General features: G+C 69.0%; 15 protein-coding genes. 6 read left to right on the forward strand and 9 right to left on the reverse strand.

What is annotated here, in order from left to right:
• The 3 genes from kdpC to K340_RS0121110 are packed head-to-tail and all read left to right on the forward strand — an operon-like array spanning position 1 to position 4,000.
• The gene (gene kdpC / locus K340_RS0121100) at positions 1-687 is read left to right on the forward strand and encodes a potassium-transporting ATPase subunit KdpC (protein WP_084614830.1); all 687 of its coding nucleotides are present in this window, start codon (positions 1-3) and stop codon (positions 685-687) included.
• Complete coding sequence (locus tag K340_RS0121105; RefSeq protein WP_211229579.1) at positions 684-3,317, forward strand: sensor histidine kinase; 2,634 nt, start codon at positions 684-686, stop codon at positions 3,315-3,317. Before kdpC ends, K340_RS0121105 begins: the two co-directional genes overlap by 4 nt.
• Positions 3,314-4,000: a response regulator gene (locus K340_RS0121110; RefSeq protein ID WP_029138156.1), complete on the forward strand. Its 687-nt coding sequence runs from the start codon at positions 3,314-3,316 to the stop codon at positions 3,998-4,000. The genes K340_RS0121105 and K340_RS0121110 overlap by 4 nt, the downstream gene beginning before the upstream one ends.
• 55 nt (positions 4,001-4,055) lie before the next feature.
• Here K340_RS0121110 and K340_RS36795 read toward each other — a convergent pair whose 3' ends face one another.
• The 7 genes from K340_RS36795 to K340_RS0121150 all read right to left on the reverse strand — a co-directional run bounded on the left by K340_RS36795 (position 4,056) and on the right by K340_RS0121150 (position 16,586).
• Positions 4,056-5,411, reverse strand: a complete 1,356-nt coding sequence (locus K340_RS36795; RefSeq protein ID WP_322786045.1) for an HNH endonuclease signature motif containing protein — start codon at positions 5,409-5,411, stop codon at positions 4,056-4,058.
• Positions 5,412-6,904: 1,493 nt separating this feature from the next.
• On the reverse strand, positions 6,905-9,340 hold the full coding sequence (locus K340_RS32130) for a M14 family metallopeptidase (RefSeq protein WP_084614722.1): 2,436 nt from the start codon (positions 9,338-9,340) through the stop codon (positions 6,905-6,907).
• A 67-nt stretch (positions 9,341-9,407) separates the two neighbouring features.
• Positions 9,408-9,998 (reverse strand): GNAT family N-acetyltransferase, encoded by a 591-nt coding sequence (locus tag K340_RS0121130; RefSeq protein ID WP_029138158.1) that lies wholly within the window; start codon positions 9,996-9,998, stop codon positions 9,408-9,410.
• Positions 9,995-10,981, reverse strand: a complete 987-nt coding sequence (meaB, locus tag K340_RS0121135; protein WP_029138159.1) for a methylmalonyl Co-A mutase-associated GTPase MeaB — start codon at positions 10,979-10,981, stop codon at positions 9,995-9,997. Before meaB ends, K340_RS0121130 begins: the two co-directional genes overlap by 4 nt.
• Positions 10,982-10,994: 13 nt before the next feature.
• Positions 10,995-13,169 (reverse strand): methylmalonyl-CoA mutase, encoded by a 2,175-nt coding sequence (scpA, locus tag K340_RS0121140; RefSeq protein ID WP_029138160.1) that lies wholly within the window; start codon positions 13,167-13,169, stop codon positions 10,995-10,997.
• Entirely contained in the window at positions 13,166-14,992 is a 1,827-nt protein-coding gene (locus K340_RS0121145) for a methylmalonyl-CoA mutase family protein (RefSeq protein WP_084614723.1), read from the reverse strand. The genes scpA and K340_RS0121145 overlap by 4 nt, the downstream gene beginning before the upstream one ends.
• A gap of 106 nt (positions 14,993-15,098) precedes the next feature.
• Entirely contained in the window at positions 15,099-16,586 is a 1,488-nt protein-coding gene (locus K340_RS0121150) for a glutamate--cysteine ligase family protein (RefSeq protein WP_029138162.1), read from the reverse strand.
• Between the two features lie 115 nt (positions 16,587-16,701).
• On the opposite strand from K340_RS0121150, the gene K340_RS0121155 reads away from it, so the two are divergent.
• Positions 16,702-17,958, forward strand: a complete 1,257-nt coding sequence (locus tag K340_RS0121155; protein ID WP_029138163.1) for an amidohydrolase — start codon at positions 16,702-16,704, stop codon at positions 17,956-17,958.
• A 145-nt stretch (positions 17,959-18,103) separates the two neighbouring features.
• Here K340_RS0121155 and K340_RS0121160 read toward each other — a convergent pair whose 3' ends face one another.
• Positions 18,104-18,592 carry an SgcJ/EcaC family oxidoreductase gene (locus K340_RS0121160; protein WP_029138164.1) on the reverse strand — a complete coding sequence of 163 codons (489 nt, stop codon included), beginning with the start codon at positions 18,590-18,592 and terminating at the stop codon, positions 18,104-18,106.
• A gap of 78 nt (positions 18,593-18,670) precedes the next feature.
• Here K340_RS0121160 and K340_RS0121165 point away from each other — a divergent pair, with 78 nt between their 5' ends.
• Positions 18,671-19,123: a MarR family winged helix-turn-helix transcriptional regulator gene (locus tag K340_RS0121165; protein ID WP_037366102.1), complete on the forward strand. Its 453-nt coding sequence runs from the start codon at positions 18,671-18,673 to the stop codon at positions 19,121-19,123.
• A gap of 31 nt (positions 19,124-19,154) precedes the next feature.
• Here the strand turns inward: K340_RS0121165 and K340_RS32135 are convergent, their stop codons facing one another.
• Positions 19,155-20,729, reverse strand: a complete 1,575-nt coding sequence (locus K340_RS32135; protein WP_084614724.1) for an MFS transporter — start codon at positions 20,727-20,729, stop codon at positions 19,155-19,157.
• 122 nt (positions 20,730-20,851) lie between these two features.
• Between K340_RS32135 and K340_RS34660 the strand changes: the two genes are divergently transcribed.
• A complete protein-coding gene (locus tag K340_RS34660) occupies positions 20,852-21,424 on the forward strand; it encodes a TetR/AcrR family transcriptional regulator (protein ID WP_161632158.1) in 573 nt (190 codons plus the stop codon).
• Positions 21,425-21,441: the final 17 nt, after the last annotated feature.

Consider the following 21,441-nt stretch of genomic DNA (forward strand, 5'->3'; position numbering starts at 1 on the left):
ATGATCGCAACGGAATACTCCGATCCCAGGCCGCACGAACCGCGTGGCCACGACACCCTGGCCAATGACGACCCACCGCCGCGGCGCCGCTGGTCCTGGCTGCCGACCGGCGGCCGACAGCTGCTGATCGCTGTCCGGGTGATGGTGACGCTGACCGTCATCCTCGGAATCGCGTACCCAGCGGTGGTGCTGGGCATCGGCCGCCTGATGCCGACCGCCAGCGACGGATCCTGGGTGAAGGACTCGGCCGGCCGGGTGGTCGGATCTGCGCTCATCGGGCAGCAGTTCGAGGGTGACCAATGGTTCATCGGGCGGCCGTCTGCGGCCGGTGACGGGTATGACGCGATGTCCTCCGGCGGCAGCAACCTGGCGGCGAACTCGCCAAAGCTGACGGCCGAGATCGAACAGCGCCGGGCGGAGATCGCCGCGTCGAACGGTGTTGATCCGTCGCAGGTGCCGGCAGACGCCGTCACCGCGTCGGCCTCCGGATTGGACCCGGATATCTCGCCCGCCTACGCTGAGATCCAGGTCCGGCGGGTTGCTACGGCCCGCCATCTGTCGGAGGTCACGGTGCGCCAGCTCGTCACGGACAACACCAGCGGCAGGTCGCTCGGATTTCTGGGTGAGCCACGGGTGAACGTGCTGCGGGTGAACCTTGCCTTGGAGGAACTGAGCGACCAACGGTGACGGCCGAGCGGATGCCGCCCGGCCCGGACGGCACAGACGAGGCGCTGCCGCCCGGCTCGGCCGATGATGCCGACGCTGCCCGGTCGACCGCGCCCAAACGGGGTGTGCTGCGGGTGTACATCGGTGCCGCGCCGGGTGTGGGCAAGACGGTCGCCATGCTCAACGAAGGTCATCGACGGATGTCACGGGGGACCGAGGTGGTCGTCGGGGTGGTCGAAGATCACGGCCGGGAGCACACCGCAGCCCTGGTCCGCGGATTGCCGGTGATCCCCCGGCGGTCGGCCGTGCACCGTGGTGTCGCGCTGACCGACATGGACCTGCCCGCCGTGCTGGCGCGACGGCCGCAGGTGGCGCTTGTCGACGAACTCGCGCACACCAATGCGCCCGGTGGCGTCAACGAGAAGCGTTGGCAGGACGTGCAGGTGCTGTTGAATGCGGGCATCGATGTGATCTCGACGGTGAACGTGCAGCATCTGGAGTCGCTGAACGACGTGGTCACGATGATCACCGGGATACCGCAACAAGAGACGGTGCCCGATGCCGTGGTCCGTGCGGCCGATCAGGTCGAATTGGTGGACATGGCACCGCAGGCTTTGCGCCGTCGGTTGGCGCATGGGCATGTGTATCCGGCCGATCGCGTCGATGTCGCGCTGGCCAACTACTTCCGGGAGGGGAACCTCACGGCTTTGCGTGAGCTGGCCCTGCTCTGGGTGGCCGACCGGGTCGATGAAGGGTTGTCCAAATACCGGGCGCAGCACGGGATCACGGCGACCTGGGCGGCCAGGGAGCGAATCGTGGTCGCGGTGCCGGGCGGTCCGCAGGCAGCGACCCTGATCCGTCGCGGCGCGCGGATCGCCGGGCGGGTGTCAGGGCGGGATCTGTTGGCCGTTCACGTGGTGCGGTCCGACGGATCGATCGGCTCGCCGGCCGCGGAGATCGACCAGCAGCGGCGCCTGGTGGAGTCGATGGGCGGCGTGCTTCACGTGGTGGTCGGCGAGGATATCGCTGGCGCCGTACTGGATTTCGCCCGCGGGGTGAACGGAACCCAGATCGTCGTCGGGACGTCCCGGCACGGACGGCTGGCCCGGTTGGTCCGGCCCAGCACGTCCGGCGCGATCGTCGACGGTAGCGGCGACATCGACGTACACGTCGTGACTCAGCCACGCAGAGGCAGTCGGGCCGACAGCCGGCCTGTGCGGGCGGGCCGGTCCGGCCGGCCGCGACTGTCGCGGGCACCGTGGGCCTGGGTGGCGGGTGTGCTGGTGCCGGCGGTGCTCGCCGCCGCCCTGCTGGCGTTCCGCGATTCGATGAACCTGACGACGGTGCTGCTGATCTTCCTGCTCGGCGTGCTGGCGACGTCGCTGATCGGCGGGCTGGTGGCGGCCGGGGTGTCGGCCCTGGTCGCCGGCATCCTGGCGAACGTCGTGTTCACCCCGCCGACCGGTTCACTGACGATCGCGGAGCCACAGAATCTGTTCGCGCTGGTGGCTTTCGTGGTGGTGGCGGTGACGGTTGCCGCCCTGGTCGACGCGGTCCGGCGGCGGGCCGCGGAGGCGGCCCGCCGAACCGCCCAGGCGCAGTTGCTGGCGGCGGTGGCGCTGCGGTCGGCGCATGCGCCGGACCCGGTCGGCGAGATCCTGGAACAGGCGCGGGTCGCGTTCGGGATGACGTCGGCGCAGCTGGTGCGGACCGGACCGGACTCGGCCGTGTTGGCATCCGCGGGCGAGGGCGGCACGGTTGCTGCCGTCGAAGGCTCGGCCACCGACGACACCGTGAACACCGTGGCTGCCGGGGAGTCATTGTTGTTGGTGTTGCGCGGAAAGCCTTTGCCGGCCGCCGATACCGAGCTGGTGGAGGTGATCGCCGGGCAGGCCGCGGCGGCGTTGGATCGGACCAGGTTGACCGAACAGGCGCGACGGTCGCTGCGGCTGGAGCAGTCCGAGGAGGTGCGGACCGCGCTGCTGGCCGCGGTCTCGCACGACCTGCGGACACCGCTGTCGACGATCAAGGCGTCGGTGTCCAGCCTGCTGGACACCGACGTGCAGTATTCGCCGGCCGATCGCGCCGAGCTGTTGGCGGCCACCGACGCGGCGGCCGACGAACTCGACGACCTGCTGAGCAATTTGCTCGATCTGTCCAGGCTGCAGACCGGGGTGCTGGTGGCGGTCCGGAAGCCAGTGTCGGTCGACGAGGTGGTGAGCCGGGCGAGGATCGGGTTGCCGCCAGGGCGGATTCAGGACGACATCGGTGACGACCTACCGCTGATCGGAACCGACGCCGGACTCTTGGAGCGGGTGATCGCCAACCTGCTGAGCAATGCCTTGCGGCACACCATGTCTGACGTACGGGTGCTGGCAGGAACGGTGGGCGACCGGATGGAGATCCGGGTGATGGATCACGGTCCAGGAGTGCCCCAGGCCGACCGGGCGACGATGTTCCGGGCATTTCAGCGGCTCGGCGACTCGCCCCGCGGGTCCGGAGTCGGGCTGGGGCTCGCGGTGGCCCGCGGGCTGGCCGAGGCGGTGGGTGCGACCATCGATGTCGACGACACTCCCGGAGGTGGGCTGACCATGGTGGTGTCGGTGCCGTTGGCCGCAGACTCGGGCAGTGCGGGGGTGGGGGACAGGTGACCCCGCGGGTGTTGGTGGTTGACGATGATGTCGCGTTGGCAAGGGCGCTGGCCATCAATTTGCGCGCCCACGGATATCAGGTGCTGGTCGCGCATGACGGGCGGCAGGCACTGTCGGAGGCCGGGCGGTCGGACCCGGCCGTGGTGGTGCTCGACCTGGGGTTGCCGGATCTGGACGGTATCCAAGTGCTGCAAGGTATTCGGGGCTGGTCGACGATGCCGGTGATCGTCCTCAGTGCCAGGTCGACGTCGGCGGAGAAGGTCGCCGCGCTCGATGCGGGCGCCGACGACTACGTGACGAAGCCGTTCGGCATGGAGGAGCTGTTGGCGCGGGTCCGGGCCGCGGTGCGGCGGGGGAGGCCCGCCACCGGTGTCGAGCAGGCGGCGATGGTGACGGAGGACTTCACCGTCGACCTCGCCGCGCGGCGAGTGGCGGCCGCTGATGGGACGCCGATTCGGCTGACCCCTACCGAGTGGGGTGTGTTGGAGGTGTTGGTGCGCAACGTCGGAAAGATGGTGCCGCAGCGGCAGTTGCTGACCGAGGTGTGGGGGCCCGCCTACGAGGGGGAATCGCACTACCTGCGGGTGTATCTGGCCCAGCTGCGCCGCAAGCTGGAACCGGATCCGGCTCACCCTCGGCATCTGATCACCGAGGCCGGAATGGGTTACCGGTTCGAGCAGTAGGTTCGAGCAGCAGGTTCGAGCAGTAGTTCGAGCAGCAGTAGCGACGAACGAGCGGTCAGAACGGTGCGGGATCGTTCTGGTTCTGGTTCTGGTTCTGGTTCTGGTTCTGGTCCTGGGACTGGGACTGGGACTGGGACTGGGACTGGGACTGGGACTGGGACTGGGACCGGACGGCGAAAGCCCTGCCCAGCGGCAACGGCTCGGGCTCGTCGATGAAGGTCGTGCCCAGCGGTGACGTCCACTGGAGTCGGTTGCCGGGTATCCGGATCGCTGACCAACCGGTGAACGTCTTGACCCGGTGATGGAATCGGCACAGGCAATCGAGGTTGCAGGGGCAGGTGACACCGCCCGACGGATCGGAAGGGTCTTCCCGGAACGGCTTCCGGTGGTCGAGGTCGCAACTGCGGGCCTGTGCCCGACAACCCGGATGCCGGCAGGTACTGTCGCGCTGGATCACCAGATCACGCAGTGCGGCCGATGGCCGATACACACTGCGTCCGTAGTCGATTTCGGTGCCGCACCAACGATTGTTCGCGGCATCACCGCTGCCACAGTTGGGGTGTTCGCAGGGCCGCCCGTCCGGTGGGTGAGCTTCGGTATCGCGGATGATCAGCGCGCGGGCGCTGCGGGCGGAAGTCGCGAGCGCCCGGGCAAGGTCGGCGGTGATCCAGCCGTAGCCGGCGAGCAGCGCAGGGTCGTTGTCCACGCCGGCCAGCGTCGAGGCCGCCACGGTTACCGAGACACTGCTGCCCAACGGCTTCCACGGTGCGACCGTCGGGGTTGACGGGCCGCCAGCCTCGCCGCCGAGGTCGATGGGGTCGTTGGTGGCGTCGGCGGGGCCGTTGGGGTCGTTGGTGGCGTCGGCGGGGCCGTTGGGGTCGGTGGTGGCGTCGGCGGGGCCGTGCTGGGCGTCGCGCTCGGTGTCGCCGGCGGAACTGGCGCGAGTTGCGCGGGCGTCGTGCTGAGCGGAGCCGCCAGCACCGCATTCGGGACAGCTCGAGGACCCGCGGAGATCGACGAAGCCGTTCCTGGCCAGACCGTCGACGATGTCGGCGAAGACATCCGCGCGTAGTTGGTCGAGCGTCCGGCCGGCGCGGGCATCCTTCGGAAGGCTCTTGGCGGCGACGTCGAGCACCTCGTTGGCGAGGGCGGCCGTCGGAGCGGGGACATCCGCACTGAATCGCGACATGTCGTCGCCGAGCGGGGTGACCTGGGTCTTGCGATTTGCGCGTGCCTTCTCGGCCCGTTTGCCGGCTGCGGCTGGATCGGTCGCGATCACGGTCCGGTCGACCTCCCTCCGCAACCGTCCGGGGGTGAGAAGCGCCGGATCCTTCGTTTCCGAAATGAGCAGCGAATCTTCCACTGCGCTCCGGGCGGCGGCGTCGAGCATGGAGGTTCGGTCGGCGATGATCCGGGTCCGGTTGCGATCGAGCCGGCCATTGCGCCAGGCCTCGAGCGTCCCGGCAACTGATCGACGAGCTCCACCGCGTCATCGACCATGCCGCGGGCGGTAATCGGCGACAGGTGCAGCGTCGCGCCGATCTCGACCGCCGCGAACCGGGCAGAGCTCCTGGCCACCACGATGTCCCACGCAGGGTCGCCGTACACGGATGTCTGCGTGTAGCTCCGTTCGACGTAGAGGTCTTCGTCGTTCGGCTGCACCGGATGGGACGAATCGATGGCCATGTCAGCGTCCGAGGCCATCGCTGCCTCGAGTACATCGCCGACAGGCACGGCGACACCCGGACGGGCAAAGCGAGCCAGCCACTCCGTCTGAGTCGCCTGAGCCCAGGAGGTGAGGCGGGCAAGCTGCTGGATCACCATCGGCATCGATGCGGGCTTGACCGTGTCCGGGGCACTGAGCAGGTCGGTGAGTTCGGAGATCCAGTCCGCATCGATGACCGGGCGACCGAGGGCCGCGATTCGTTCGCCGGTGGACGGCAACAACACGATCTCGAGGCCGACCGCCGGGGTGCGGATCTCGAATGGCGGACGCGCGTCGCGCCGGCGCATCCGGTCGCGGCGGTAGCCCATCAGTTCGAAGCGGCGACGCGACTGTCGGCGCTGGGTGCGACACTGACGCAAGGCAGATCTGAGATGCGTTTCGACCGGGCTCTGAATGCTCTCACCGGACGAGCCGGTACCGGACGGCAGGTGATCTGCTATCGACATCCCGGACCCCCGTCCAGCGAATGGGACCCGCTTCTCCTGCGAGGTCCCGATGCTTTAATCATACAGATGTTCGATGGGAACGCATCCGCCGAACGAGTGAAACTTCGGCCCCAAGTTCCAGGTGCGCAAGCGACCCAGAGCGGCACGGTCGGCGTTGGCGCGTGCAGGTGGGATCGAGCGCGCAGCGGGATGGGTTGCGGCACAGTCAGAGTGGCACGGTGAGAATGGCACGGTGAGAGTGGCACGGTGAGAGTGGCACGGTGAGAGTGGCACGGTGACGGTGGCACGGTGAGAGTGGCGCGGTCGGCGTGGCTGGTGCAAGTTGGGCCGAGCCCGCAGTGGGATGGATTGCGGCACAGCCAGAGTGGCGCGGTCGGCGTGGCTGGTGCAAGTTGGGCAGGGCCCCGCAGTGGGATGGGATGCGGCGCGTATGGCGGCGTGGTGAGCCAAGCACAGAACGAGACCCGACGGCGACCGCCGCCAGCGCCTCATCCCAGCCCACGGAGGGTTCGGCCCAACCCGGCAGTGCCGCATCCCAACCCACGGAGGGCTCGGCCCAACCCGGCAGCGCCGCATCCCAACCCACGGAGGGCTCGGCCCAACCCGGCAGCGCCGCATCCCAACCCACGGAGGGCTCGGCCCAACCCGGCAGCGCCGCATCCCAACCCACGGAGGGCTCGGCCCAACCCGGCAGTGCCGATTGGCGGCACCGCCGGGTCAGAACTGCCCGAGCTACAGCTTCTTCACCGTCACCAGCTTGCTGCGGTAGCCGTCATCGGTACCGGTCGGTTGGTAACCCTTCTCGATGTTCCCGGCGACGTCGGTGGAGAACCACTTGACGGTGGTGTTCGCGGTGACCGTCAGCGTCTGCGGACCCTCGCGGGTGCCGGCCGCCTCCAGCTTGGGCGAATTGAAATCAGGACGACTGCCGTCCAGCGTGTAGTAGACGGTGGCCGGCTCGTTCACCGTGAAGCTGAAATCGGTGTAGCCGGGCTTCTTCTCGGACACCACCAGCTTGCTGTTGGGCGCCTTCTTGTCCTTCCCGTAGGCCATCGCCACCTCGAGGATGCCGATCTGACCGTTGGCGAACTCCATCGCCTCCTCGTGCCCCTCGGAGAAGTCCGGCTGGAATCCCACGCCCTGCCACTGCTGGGTATCGGGATTCCACAGGTCCGCGCCGACCTCGAAGTCCCAGCCGATGATGCCGCGGTTGTACCAGACCTCATCCGCCGAGTTCCCGGCCGCCGAGTACAGCACATCGATCACCGGACCGGTGTAGCCCGGCCAGATCGCCGTGCCGCGGTAGTCCTGCACTGCCGAGAGGATGTGGCCCGATGACGCCCAGAAGTATTCCTCTGTACCGAGATCGGGTCGCGGCAGGGTCACTCGTCCTTCGGCCTTGTAGGCTCCCGGCGGCCACATGAAGTATCCGCCGTAGGAATGCGTGTTCATCGCGAACTTGATGTTCGGGTACTGCTCTGTGAGCCAGACCTCGTTCTTCGCTTCGGGTTCGCTCAGTTCGGCCGGTCCGGCGAAGGTGCCACTCGTGCAGTTGGTGGTGGACGCGCCGACGAAACCGTCGAAGGCGGAACCGACGGTGAAGTTGCGGTTCAGGTCGACGCCCCAGGAATTCCGACGGGCCGGATCACTGTTCGCAGCGTCGCAGTGATCGGTCATGTTCTTCCGCTGACTGTTGTAGTCGTAGAAGCTGTAGTGCGCGCCGTCCGGGTTCACCACCGGGACGATGAAGATGTCCAGGTTGTCGACCAGTTTCTTGGTCGCCGCATCGGTGGCGTAGTTGCGCAGCAACCGCTCTGCCGTCTCGACACAGACGAGCGGCGTCACCCATTCCCTGGCGTGCTCCTGGCAGTACAGGAAGACACCGGGCTTGGATCCGTCGCGCGACTTGCCGATCCGCAATGCCTTCATCTGGAAGGGGTCCCGCGAGACGGATGCCGGTGCCTTCAGGTTGTCGGTGAGCGCGGTCGAGGCCGCGGGGGCGACCACGCCGGTCCCGGCGTTGCCGCGATAGGTGCTGGCGGTCAACAGGTTCGCGGCCGGCGCGCTGGCGTTCAGGGCCGCCACCACGTCGGCGGCGGTGCTCGACACCGCGCCACCGGAGTCGGTGCCGAGGGTGACCAGGACCGCGGAACCGTTGACGGCCACCGACAACGGCCAGGACGCCGTTCCCGGGTTGACCAGGCTGACGGTGATGCCGTTGCCGCCCTCGGACCCGTATGCCTTGGAGGTCACGTAGAACGTGCTCGCCGCGGCGGTGCCGAACTGGGCCTGGGCCGCCCGGCGATAACCGTTCGTCTTGTACGGCAGGTCGATGACGTCGGCGATGTTGTCGAACTGCCCGGCCAGTTTGGTGATCCGGCCGTACACCTCGGTCGGATCCATGTAGTGGTCGATGAAGTCGGAGACATAGTGCTTCGGCGGATTCGGGCGCTTGCCACCCAGCCACTTGGTCACCGGGATCGACAGCCGGCCGCCGTCGGTGCTGGTGACCAGCACGTTCTTCGGGACGCCGGTGACGGCGATCGGGGTATTGAACCGGTGGTACATGTACTCGCCGTCATCGACGAATCGGTCCATCTGTTCGGACCCGCCGTTCCAGGCGACCGTCAGGATGTTCTCCGCGGTCGGGTCGTTGGTCTTCACCTCCACCGACAGGAAGGTCTGCCCGGTGGTGCTGGTGAACCATTCGGCCCGCAAGGCGGTGAGGGTGTCGGCCACCCGCGCCGCCTTCGCCTCGGCGTTGATGCTGGCCGTGCGCTCGGCCGTGTTTGCCTTCGCCTGCGCCGGTCCGGAGATCACCCCGATGACGCTCAAGCCCTTGGCCTGCAACGCCTTCTGCTCGTCCGCAGTGGCGACCACGTTGATCTCGAAGCCGCCGGCGGTCGGCTTGCGGTACTCGGCGAGGTCGTAGCCCTGGGCCAGCAGGGTGTCGATGGTGGCCTGATCGGGAACGATCACCCTGATCAGCGAGGTGGCGGCCGGGGTGGAGCTGGACACCGCGCCGATCGCGCCGCTGCCCGGTGGGGCGGACGAGGCCGACGAGGTGGCCGTCAGTGCGGGTATCAGCCCGATGGCGAGGAGGGCGGCGGTCCCGAGCGCGGCAAGCCGCACACTCGAGGAACGCAGGGCAGGTTTCGGCAATGACATTGTTGCTCCCCAACAAACGTCGTTGTTCGTTCGGCTCGAGCCGGGCAAAACCGACGTTACGGCGCGGTCACGCTCCGTGTCGATCCGGCGGAAGGGGTAACGACGGCAACTCGAAGGTTACGGAGGGTGTTCGCGGGAACGGGTCGGTGGCCAGTCGCGAGTAGCTCAGGGTGTCGAACCGTTCGTCGCCGTAGCGCAGTTTCTGACGTTCCCGGCCCTCCGGCAGGAATCCGGCGGCCACGGCGATCGCCCCGGAAGCTGGATTGTTGACCCGATGGCCGAGTTCCAGGCGGAACACGCCAAGCTCCTCCAGGGCCCAATTGGCCACTGCCGTAGCGGATCTGGCGACCAGGCCCCGTCCGCGGACGGCTCCGGAGGAGAAGTACGACATCCAGCCGGTGTCGTGCCGGTGCTCGATGGCCGTCACCGCGACATTGCCGACCGGCACCCCTCGGCCCTGCTGCTCGACGACGATGGCGAGGTTGCGTCGCGTGTCGTCCCAGACCAGCATGCGCTCCCAGCAGACCCGCGCTTGTGCCAGGTCCGTCACCGCCAGCGGGTATTGGCTGACCAGATCGGGGCTGACGGAGAAGATCTCCAACAGCGCCGGCAGGTCGGCCTCGGTCCATGGGCGCAACAGAATCGGTGCTGCGGTCATTCGGTCGCCCCCTCGTCGAAGGCGCGCAGGATCTCGTCAGCGGCCTGGGCCGCGCCGAGTTCGCCGGCCAGCACCGCTCGCCGGATCCGCTCGCGAACGCCGGCCACCGCCGGCGAGCGGCTCAATCGCTGGGTGAGTTCGTCGGTGACCAGCGCCCAGGCCAGTTCGAGCTGCTGGTCGGATCGCTTGCGGGCGAGCCCGTCAGCCCCGAGGTGGTCGGCATGTCGCAGGCATGCCTGCCAGACCTTCTCGATCCCGTCGCCGGTGAGGGCGGAGCAGGTGAGCACCGGCGGCAGCCAGTCTGCGCCACGGCCGTACACCAGGTGCAGCGCGCCGGTCAGCTCCCTGGCTGCCGCGGTCGCCTCCACCACCCGGTCGCCGTCGGCCTTGTTGATCGCCACCACATCGGCGATCTCCAGCACGCCCTTCTTGATGCCCTGCAACTGATCTCCGGTGCGGGCCAGCCCGAGCAGCAGGAAGGTGTCGACCATGCCGGCCACCGCGATCTCGGACTGCCCGACGCCCACCGTCTCGACCAGCACCACGTCGTGTCCGGCCGCCTCCAGCACGGTGATCGCCTGCGCCGTCGCCCTGGTCACCCCGCCGAGCGTCCCGGAACTCGGGGACGGGCGGACGTAGGCCCTGGGGTCGGCCGTCAGCTTCGGCATCCGGGTCCGGTCGCCGAGCACCGAGCCGCCGGTCCGGACACTGGACGGGTCGACCGCCAGCACTCCGACCCGATGCCCGTCGGCGGTCAATCGGCCGCCCAGCGCCTCGATGAAGGTGGACTTGCCGACGCCGGGCACCCCCGAGATGCCGATCCGACGGGCACCGCCGGCCGCGGAAGCCAAGTCGGACAATAGCTCCCTGGCCATCGCACGGTGATCGGCCCGGGTCGACTCGACGACGGTGATCGCCCTCGACACGGCCGCGCGCCGGTTCTGTCTGACCCCGTCGGCCAGCGCCTGAACCTGATCGGTCACCCCGTGGCCGCCGTCAGCCGGCCGCGGCGTGACCGAGTTCGGCCGAGAGCAGTCGCAGGATGTCCATGGTGGAGTCGGCGATCACCGTGCCCGGTCCGAAGATCGCGACGGCACCCATCTCCTTGAGCGTCGGGATGTCCTCCGGCGGGATGACGCCGCCCACCACGATCATGATGTCCGGCCGCCCTTCGGCCGCCAGCGCCGCCTTGAGTGCCGGGACCAGGGTCAGGTGGCCGGCGGCCAGCGAGTTCACCCCGACCAGGTGCACATCGGCGTCGACCGCCTGCCGGGCCACCTCCTCCGGGGTGGAGAACAGTGGGCCCACATCGACATCGAACCCGAGGTCGGCCATCGCGGTGACGATCACCTTCTGCCCGCGGTCGTGCCCGTCCTGGCCCATCTTGGCGACCAGGATGCGCGGCCGGCGGCCCTCGGCGGCGGCGAACTCCGCGGTCGCCGCCAGTACCTGCTGCACCTTCGTCGATTCGCCCGCCTCTGCCCGGTACACCCCGGAAATGGTACGGATCACCGCGGTGTGCCGGCCGTACACCTTCTCCAACGCGTCGGAGATCTCGCCGACGGTGGCGTGTGCCCTGGCGGCGTCAACGGCCAGTGCCAACAGGTTCGACTCGAGTCCCGGTCCGGATTCCCGGCCGGCGGCCGCGGTCAGCGCATCCAGTGCCGCGGTCACCGCCGCCGGATCCCGCTCGGCGCGCAGCTTCTCCAGCTTGGCGATCTGCGAGGCCCGGACCGCGGCGTTGTCCACCTTGAGGAATTCGATCGGTTCCTCGACGTCCACCCGATACGCATTGATCCCGATCACCGGCTGCACCCCGGAGTCGATCTTCGCCTGGGTGCGGGCGGCGGCCTCCTCGACCCGCATCTTCGGGATGCCGGCCTCGATCGCCGCGGCCATCCCGCCGACCTTCTCCACCTCTTCGATGTGCGCCCAGGCCTTGGCGGCCAGCTCGTGGGTGAGTCGCTCGACGTAGTAGGACCCGCCCCACGGATCGATGATCGAGGTGGTGCCGGACTCCTGCTGCAGTAACAGTTGGGTGTTCCGGGCGATCCGCGCCGAGAAGTCGGTCGGCAACGCGATCGCCTCGTCCAGCGCGTTGGTGTGCAGCGACTGGGTGTGACCCTGGGTGGCGGCCATCGCCTCGATGCAGGTTCGGGCAACGTTGTTGAACACGTCCTGCGCGGTCAGCGACCAGCCGGAGGTCTGCGAATGTGTGCGCAGGGACAGCGACTTCGCGTTCTTCGGACCGAACTCGTTGACGATCCGGGTCCACAGCGCCCTGGCCGCGCGCATCTTGGCGATCTCGGTGAAGAAGTTCATCCCGATCGCCCAGAAGAAGCTCAGCCGGGGTGCGAAGGCATCGATGTCCAGCCCCGCGGCCACCCCGGCGCGCAGGTACTCCAGCCCGTCGGCCAGTGTGTAGGCCAGCTCCAGGTCGGCCGTCGCCCCGGCCTCCTGGATGTGGTATCCGGAGATCGAGATCGAGTTGAACTTCGGCATTTTCGCCGCGGTGTACGAGAAGATGTCCGAGATGATCCGCATGCTCGGGGCCGGCGGATAGATGTAAGTGTTGCGGACCATGAACTCCTTGAGGATGTCGTTCTGGATGGTGCCGGCCAACTGCTCCGGCGGCACCCCCTGCTCCTCGGCAGCCACGATGTAGAGCGCCAGGATCGGTAGCACCGCGCCGTTCATCGTCATCGAAACGCTCATCGTGCCGAGCGGGATGTGGTCGAACAGTTGCCGCATGTCCAGGATGGAATCGATGGCCACACCGGCCATTCCGACGTCGCCGGCGACCCTGGGGTGGTCGGAGTCGTAGCCGCGGTGGGTGGCCAGGTCGAAGGCCACCGACAGCCCCTTCTGCCCGGCGGCCAGGTTCCGGCGGTAGAACGCGTTCGACTCCTCAGCGGTGGAGAAGCCGGCGTACTGCCGGATGGTCCACGGCTGCGTGGTGTACATCGTCGGGTACGGCCCGCGCAGGAACGGCGGCAGCCCGGGATAGGTGTCGAGGGCATCCAGGCCGTCCAGTGCCTCGGGCGGGTAGATGCGTTGCAGTTCAATGCCTTCGGGGGAGTTCCAGGGTGGGTTCGCCGGGATCGGCGCGGCCTGGCCGGGTTGCTCCGGATCGGCCAGCGGCAGTTCGGCGAAGCTCTTCGGGATGCTCATGATGTCTCCCCGGCAGCGTTGTTGAGGTATCCGCGAATGCGAACACACAGCGCCGGTATGTCGGCGCCGATCGCAATGTGGTCGTCCACCAGGACTGTGAGCTCGGCACTCGGTCTCCCGGCGAGCAGAATGGTGCGGGCTCCCGCTGCGCGTAGCGCAACGATGGTCTCGGGGCCGCGGGCGGCATAGTCGACATCGGTGCCGGTCAGGCAGACGACTTCGGTGACGGACGAATCGTAGGCGGCCAGCACGTCTTCGACATCGGCCGTCGGTCCCGCGGCAACCTTGGCGATACCGCCGGCAGCCAATGCGTTCGACGCGAACCCGGCGCGCGTCGAGTGGGCCGCCACCGGACCGAGGGTGGCCAAGAAGACCGGAGCGGACGCCGGTGCGTCGCGCAGTGCCTCGAAATCGGCCGGCCAGCTGAAGCCGGTGAACTCCGCGGCCGGCCGGCGCTGCGGCAACTGTTCGGTCGGGTTCGGGAACTCGCTGACGCCGGTCAGCGGCGCCTTGCGGGTGGCCAGCCGGCTCCGGAGGTCGTCACGCACCGCGGTGACCCGCTCGAGGAACGATCCGTCGGCCAGCGCTTCGACTGCGCCGCCGCTGGTTTCGATCCGGCCGAACTCCGCCCAGGCGGCGGCCGCCAGTTCGTCCGTGAGCTGTTCGACGGCCGGTGCGCCGCCCGCCGGATCGGCGACCGCGGCCACGTGCGACTCGCCGATCAGCAGGTGCGAGACGTTCCGGGCGATTCGCCGGCCGAACGCATCCGGGACGCCGAGCGCGCTGTCGAACGGCAGCACCGTCACCGCCTGGGCGCCACCGGCGCCGGCCGCGAAGGCCGCGACGGTGCCGCGCAGCATGTTGACCCAGGCGTCGTACCGGCTCATCATCGGCCGGCTGGTCACCGCATGTTGCCGCTGCGGCACCGCGGACGCGCCGGAGAGCTCCAGGACTCTGGCCCACAACTGGCGTGCCGCACGGAGTTTGGCGATCGCAGGGAACTGGTCGTCGGTCACCGAGTATCGGAAGTCGAGCAGCGCTACTGCCGGGTCGATTCCCGAACCGGCATCGGCCAGCGCGCGGAGGTAGGTGACCCCGACGGCCAGCGTCCAGCCGATCTCCTGGGCGTCACCGGCGCCGAGATCGTGTGCCGCGGTCCCGTCGACCACCAGCGCGCCGATGCCGTGGTCCGTTGCGCTGGAGGCAATCTCAGGAATCCGGGACAGATCGGCGGACGACCCTGCGCGCAACGCAGCGGCCAGCGGGTCGGCGCCGAACGAGGTGCCGGTGGCAGGCGTCACTCCGCTGTTCGCCAGGAACGTCGTGAAGGCGGCGCGAGCGGCCGGATCGTTGTCCGGCGAATCCAGCACGACCGGCGCGATGTCCAGCAGCACCGGCTCCAGGACGGCGGCGACGTCGGTGGGAGCGGTACCGGCGGCACCGACCGTGAGCACGATCGAGTTCGCGCCGCCCTCGAGGTCGGCCTGCACCGCCGCCCGCGCCGCGACCGGATCGGGATCGGCGATCCAGCCCCGGATGTCCCAGCCCTCGGTGGTGTCGGTGGACCTGCGCGCCACGGGAATGCCTGCCGCGGGGTTGCCGACCTCGCGAATCCCGAGCGGTGGGACCGTCAGCCCCTCGATGGTGTGCCGGGTGATTCCGGCGAGCACCTCGCCGGCGGCCGGGGCGTCATCCCCGATCGGGAGTCTGCCCGCCTTGCGCAGCACACCGGCGACGCCATCCACCCACTGTTGGTACGTCCCGGTGGCCACTCCCGCGGTCTCCAGCGGCAGCTGCCCGGACGACGATGTCCTGTCGCTCATGCTCTGCATGTTAGGTCCCGGCGGACGCCGATCGGGCCACCGTGGTCGTGCACCTTCTCACACCGGGCCGCCGGCCCTTGTCGGATTCAGGACCCGCGCCGCGACCTCAGGGCAGCGGCCAGGTGTGCACCGGTTCGTTCGAGTGCATGCCCTCGCAGTACAACTCCAACATCTTGGTCAGCGCCGCCGGCCGGTCCAGTCCGCGGTCCTCGAGCGCCGCGACGGTGTCCGACTGCCAGGACGATCCGTTGCGCCTGGTCCGGCACCGACCCGCGACGATGCCGAGGAACTTGTCCCGGACCGCGGTGGACACGCCCCAGCGCACCAGGCCCTCCTCGGCCATCGGCAACAGGTGACGCAGGATCAGCTCGTCCCACGGCACTTCGCCGAAACCGGGCCAGTAGAAGGTGGCGTCCACCCCGCGGCGGGCGCCGGCATCGAAGTTCACCTTCGCGGCGTCGAACGTCACCTTGCTCCAGACCGGACGCTCGTCGGCCGAGAGCATTTTCAGGCAGCCGTAGTAGAACGCGGCGTTCGCCAGCACATCGGTGACCGTCGGGCCGGCCGGCAGCACCCGGTTCTCCACCCGCAGGTGCGGCCTTCCGTCGACCACGTCGTAGACCGGCCGGTTCCAGCGGTAGACGGTGCCGTTGTGCAGCCGCAGTTCCTGCAGTTTCGGGGCCACCCCGGAAGCCAGCACGGCTTCCGGGTCCTCGTCCGTGGTCTCCGGCAGCAGCGCCGGGAAGTACCGGACGTTCTCCTCGAACAGATCGAAGATCGAGGTGATCCAGCGTTCGCCGAAGAACACCGGCGGCCGCACGCCCTGGTTGCGCAGTTCCGGGGAGCGGGTGTCGGTGGTCTGCAGGAACAGCTCGGTGCGGGTCTCGGCCCACAGCCGCTTGCCGAACAGGAACGGCGAATTCGCGCCGAGCGCCAGCTGCGGCCCGGCCAGCAGCTGCGCGGCGTTCCAGTTCGCCGCGAAATCGCCCGGCGAGACCTGCAGGTGCAGCTGCACTGAGGTGCAGGCCGATTCCGGGGCGATCGAGTCGGTCAACATCTGCAGCGACTCGGCGTCCGGCCCGACGCCGGTGATGTCCAGCTCCAGATCCTCCCGCCGGGCGGCGAACACCGCGTCGTCCAGCGCCTGGTAGCGCGGATTGGCGCTCATCCACTCGCCGGTCAGGTGGTCGGGCATCAGCGTCGGCAGGATGCCCACCATCACGATCCGCGAGTCGGCCTCGTTCGCCTTGGCCTCGGCGTGGTCCAGCGAGGTGCGCAGCAGCTCTTCCAGCTCCAGCGCGGAGTCGCCGGGCAACGGGCGGGGTGCGACGTTCAGTTCGATGTTGTAGCGACCCAGTTCGGTCTGGTAAGCCGGGTCCTCGATCGCCTGCAGCACTTCGGCATTCGCCATCGCCGGCTGCATGTCGGGGTGCACCAGATTGAGCTCGATCTCCAGGCCGGTGAGTGGGCGTTCGAAGTCGAAGTGGTGTTCGACCAGCATCCGTTCGAAGACGTCCAAGCACAGTCGGACCTTCTGCCGGTACTTCTGCCGCTGCTCGCGGGTGAACGTGCCGCTGGAGATGTCGTCGCCCATGGGACCTCTTCTCGTGCCTGCCGACCCCTGCAGTGTGGCTGGCTGTTGCTGAATCGGCTACCCGTGAGCCGCGGAGGCGAAGAGTGACACTGGTTCACCGGTAGCATCCGGATGCGTGAGTGCCGCAGAGACCGATACCGACACGTCCGATGCCGTCAGACCCGTCGGTGAGGCCGTTGCCGACCTGGGCGCCGGCCGCGGGCCGGACTGGTTGGACGACTTCCTCGCCGAGCGGCTGGCCGAGCTGATCGCGCTGCGCCGGGACGTGCACCGTCATCCCGAGTTGGGCTTTGCCGAGCACCGCACCACCGAGCTCATCGAATCCTGGCTGACCCGAGCCGGTATCGAGCACCGTCGACTCCCCGGCGGTACCGGCGTGATCGCCGAGATCGGCAGCGGGTCGTCGGTGGTCGCGTTGCGCGCCGACATCGACGGGCTGCCGCTGCGCGAGACCAGCGGGCTGCCGTTCAGCTCGACGATCCCCGGCACGGCGCACGCCTGCGGCCACGACCTGCACCTGACCGCCGTGCTCGGCGCCGGGCTCGCCCTGCACGCCTCCGGCGCGTTGACCGGCCGGGTCAGGCTGCTGTTCCAGCCGGCCGAGGAGGTGATGCCGGGCGGCGCCGCCGAGGTGATCCAGGCCGGCGGACTGAACGACGTCGACCAGGCGTTCGCGCTGCACTGCGAACCGCGCACCCCGGTCGGCCGGATCGGGCTGAAGGTCGGCCCGATCACCTCGACCTCGGACCTGATCGAACTGCGGATCACCGGTCCCGGCGGGCACACCTCCCGGCCGCATCTGACGGCCGACGTGGTGAACGCCCTCGGCACGGTGATCACCGGGCTCCCGTTGCTGCTGACCAGGCGGATGGACCCGAGGGCCGGCGCGGTGCTGGTCTGGGGAGCGGTGCAGGCCGGCGACGCGGCCAACGCCATCCCGCAGGAAGGCGTACTGCGGGGCACCCTGCGGCTGATGCGGCGAGAGGCCTGGGACGGCGCCGAAGGACTGATCCGCGAGCTGGTCGCCGGACTGCTGGCGCCGACGTCGGTGAGCTACGACCTGCGCGTGCATCGCGGCGTCCCGCCGGTCGAGAACGATGCCTACGCAACGGCTCTGCTGCGCGCCGGGGTCGCCGCCGCGCTCGGCCCGGACGCCGCGATGGACGCCGAACAGTCGACCGGGTCCGAGGACTTCGCCGAAATGCTCGAGCACGCGCCGGGTGCGCTCGCCCGGCTCGGCGTGTGGGACGGCGTCGGTCCGCAGAGCGACCTGCACTCCGCCGCCTTCACCGCGGACGAACGCGCGATTCCGGTCGGGATCAGGGTGCTGGTGCAGACGGTGCTGGCCGCCCAGTCCGGCGGCTCGCGGTAAGCCGAGTCAGTTTCCGGCCGGCGGGTGATGATCCGGGCTGACGGGGCGGGTCAGGTTCCGGCGGACTTGCGGGTGACGATCGGGGGCTGACGGGCGGGTCATGTGCCCGACGGCTCGCGGGTGATGAGACGGGCTGACGGGCGGGTCAGGTTCCGGCGGACTTGCGGGTGACGATGCGGCCGATCAGGGACTCCGCGAACGGCCGGTATCTGGTGTTCTGGAACGACGTCAACAGCCACCGGCCGTCGCCGTCACGGACCGCGAGCAGGGTGATGGTCGACATCCGCTTGCGGCGCGGCTTCGGCCTGCGCTGCCAGCGCATGATCACTGCGCCGCGAGCGGTCAACAGGGTCAGATCCGGTGTCACGTCACGCATCTCGGACTGTGACCAGTGCAGGCTCGATCCGCGCAGGAACTTGTCGAACAGTGGCTGATGGGCGTTACGAATCTCGTCCCGACCACGGAGGTGGGTGCCGTCGTAGGTGACGTAGTCCGCATCCGGGGTGAACAGCGCGGCGTACCCGGCCGCATCGCCGCGCCCCCAGGTGTCGGTGAGTCGATCGAGCAGTTCGGCCGGGGAGTCGGTGGCCCCCGACTGGTCGGCGGCCTGTCGTCGATGGGTGGGGCTGGTCATCGCGTATCCTTCGATTGATCGAATAGTTCAACGAAGTGAACTATACAGGCCGGCCCGACAGGTGGCACAGGGAGATTCATGGACGACCCGAACGACGGCGCGACGGACGGCCCGCTGCTGGGCCGCCGGCTGAGCGCGGCGGTGGTGATGTTCCACCAGGCGCTGGCCGACCGGATGGGCCTGAGCGCCGCCGACCACAAGGCGCTGGACATCATCGACCGGAGTGGCCCGCTGACCGCCGGAGCGCTGGCCGAGCAGACCGGGTTGACCCGCAGCGCCATCACCGCGTTGGTCGATCGCCTGGTGCGCGTTGGTTACGCCAGCCGGGACCCGGACCCGGACGACCGCCGGCGGGTGCTGATCACCGCAGTGATCGACCACCCGCCGGCGGTCCGCCGGGCCTTCGCCGACCTGGCGACGGCGATGGAGGAGATCCTCGCCGGCTACAACCGGTCGGAGCAGGCCGCAATCCGCGGTTACCTGGCGGCCACCATCGAGGTGTTGGAGGAGGCGGCGCGGCGGCTCGGCTGATCGGTCAGGTCATTGGGCCGCGCGGTTGCGGTCACCTGCCCACCTCGACGACTTCGGAGACCGTCCGCTCGGTGGCCGTCATCCGCGGAACCGCCCAGGCCGCAACGACTGCCAGCGCGGCGACCACGGCGGCCGCCCAGAACAGGATCGAGTTCGCGGACACGGCGGCGTCGATCACCGTCCGGTGGGCATCGGCCGGCAGCGCGGCCAACTGCGCCGGGCCGAGATCGCCGATGCTCATCCCGGCCGTCCCGGTCGCGGGATGGCTGGTCAAGTAGTCGGAGAACCGGGAGCCGAACAGTGCCCCGAGGCCACCGACACCGATGGCTCCACCCACGCTGCGCAGGAACGATGCCGCGCCGGTGGCGGCTCCCACCTCGCCGGCCGGTGCGCTGTTCTGCACCAACACCAGCGGGGTCTGGAACAACAGTCCGATGCCCGCACCACCCAGCACCATGAACACCGCGGTCAGCAAACCGGGTGTCCCGCTGGTCATCGTCGCCAGCAACGCCGACGAGACGGCCAACAGGGCGGTACCGGCGATCATCACCGGACGGAATCGGTTGCCCTTGCTGGTCCAGCCGCCGACCAGCATCGCCACCGCGATCGCCGGCAGCAGCATCGGCAGCAGCAACAGGCCGCTGTTGCTGGCCGAATGACCCTGCACCACCTGCAAGAACACCGGCAGGTAGTTCATCGAGGCCATCATCACCGCGCCGGGGGCCAGCGCCATCACACAGAACGCCATCAGCACCGACCGGTTCCGGAACAGATCCAGCGGGAGCACCGGATTCACGGCTCGCCGTTCGGCGTAGACCGTGGCGGCAACGCCCAGCAGGCCGACCATGGCGGCGCCGATCACCTGCCAGGACAGCCATGGGTACTGGTTGCCGCCCCAGCTGACGGCCAGCACGATGCCGGCGGCGGCTACCGAGACCGAGATCAGGCCGGCGACGTCGACCCGGCCGCCGCGGTGGGTCTTGGGAAGTCGCAGCAGTACGGCGATGCCGGTCATCGCGATGGCCACCAGCGGCAGGTTCAACAGGAAGATCCACCGCCAGCCGAGGTGATCGGTGATCAGGCCGCCGACCCACGGCCCGATGATCATCGAGAACGGTGCCACCGCGCCGAAAACCCCTTGGTAGCGGGCCCTTTTCTCCGGCGGCGCGATGTCGGCCACCGAGGCCAGCAGCGAGGTGAAGGTCATCCCGGCGCCGATGCCCTGCAGGGCCCTGGCGAGGATCAGCTCCGTCATCGAAGTGGAGATTCCCGACCAGAGCGAGCCGAGGAAGAACACCGCAAGCGCGGCCAGCAGCAGCCGGCGGCGGCCGAACATGTCGCCGAGCCGGCCGGCCACCACGGTGCCGATCGCCATCGCCAGCAGGAAGCTGGTGGCGATCCAGGCGATCCGATCGAACCCGCCGAGGTCACCGGCGATGGTCGGCATCGCGGTGGCGGCGACCAGGCCGTCCAGTTGCACCGGGATCAGCGCGAGGACCAGCGAGACCATGATCGGCCAGAGTTTTCGGCCGCCGGTGCGCGACGGTTCGGCGGGAGCATCGGGCGGGGCGGACGTGTTGGGTTGGGACGAAGGTACAGTCGTCATCAGAGCCTCACTTACTTGTCGACCGGCTAGTTACTAGCCTGCCGACAGGTAAACACAACACTAGCCGGTCGTCAAGTAGGATTTCCGGACCCGGCATGGGCCGAACTTCGAACGGAGGCACGGTGGCGCAGACCAAGCGCAATACGCGGGACGAGATCGTCGCGGTGTCGATGCGGAAGTTCATCGACCAGGGCTACGACAAGACCTCCTTGCGGGAGATCGCCGACGAGATCGGCGTGACCAAAGCCGCGCTGTACTACCACTTCCGCACCAAGGACGACATCGTCACCGCGGCGATGGACGCGCACGCCGCCAGGGTCAATGACCTGATCGAGTGGCTGGAGGGAACGGAGCCGTCCATCGATCGGAACGAGCAGCTGATCGACCGGTTGATCGATCTGTTCAGCGGCGACTCGGGTCTGGTGATGCGGTTCGGCCAGGCAAACCCCACGTCGATGAGTTCCAAGGACTTCGGCCGGCGACACGTCGGCCAGATCATGCGGCTGATGCAGCAGTTGGCCGGACCGGAGCCCGACGCGGCGCAGTCGATCCGGGCCACCCTCGGGTTCGGCGCGCTGGTGATGGGGACGATGCCATCGGAGCTGCCGGTCGCCGTCGGGACGCCGGACGAGCGCCGTGCCGCCGGCCGGGCACTGGCGTTGGAACTACTGGCGCCGCTGGTAAAGCAGGACTGATCCGGCTGACGGCGCCG

The organism is Nakamurella lactea DSM 19367 (assembly GCF_000426645.1).
In the GTDB taxonomy this organism is placed as follows: Bacteria; Actinomycetota; Actinomycetes; order Mycobacteriales; family Nakamurellaceae; genus Nakamurella; species Nakamurella lactea.

Coding starts and splice junctions, on each gene's coding strand:
- kdpC (WP_084614830.1), top strand. CDS start 1: ATGATCGCAACGGAATACTCCGATCCCAGGCCGCACGAACCGCGTGGC.
- K340_RS32130 (WP_084614722.1), bottom strand. CDS start 9,340: ATGTCATTGCCGAAACCTGCCCTGCGTTCCTCGAGTGTGCGGCTTGCC.
- K340_RS0121130 (WP_029138158.1), bottom strand. CDS start 9,998: ATGACCGCAGCACCGATTCTGTTGCGCCCATGGACCGAGGCCGACCTG.
- scpA (WP_029138160.1), bottom strand. CDS start 13,169: ATGAGCATCCCGAAGAGCTTCGCCGAACTGCCGCTGGCCGATCCGGAG.
- K340_RS0121145 (WP_084614723.1), bottom strand. CDS start 14,992: ATGAGCGACAGGACATCGTCGTCCGGGCAGCTGCCGCTGGAGACCGCG.
- K340_RS0121150 (WP_029138162.1), bottom strand. CDS start 16,586: ATGGGCGACGACATCTCCAGCGGCACGTTCACCCGCGAGCAGCGGCAG.
- K340_RS0121160 (WP_029138164.1), bottom strand. CDS start 18,592: ATGACCAGCCCCACCCATCGACGACAGGCCGCCGACCAGTCGGGGGCC.
- K340_RS0121165 (WP_037366102.1), top strand. CDS start 18,671: ATGGACGACCCGAACGACGGCGCGACGGACGGCCCGCTGCTGGGCCGC.
- K340_RS32135 (WP_084614724.1), bottom strand. CDS start 20,729: ATGACGACTGTACCTTCGTCCCAACCCAACACGTCCGCCCCGCCCGAT.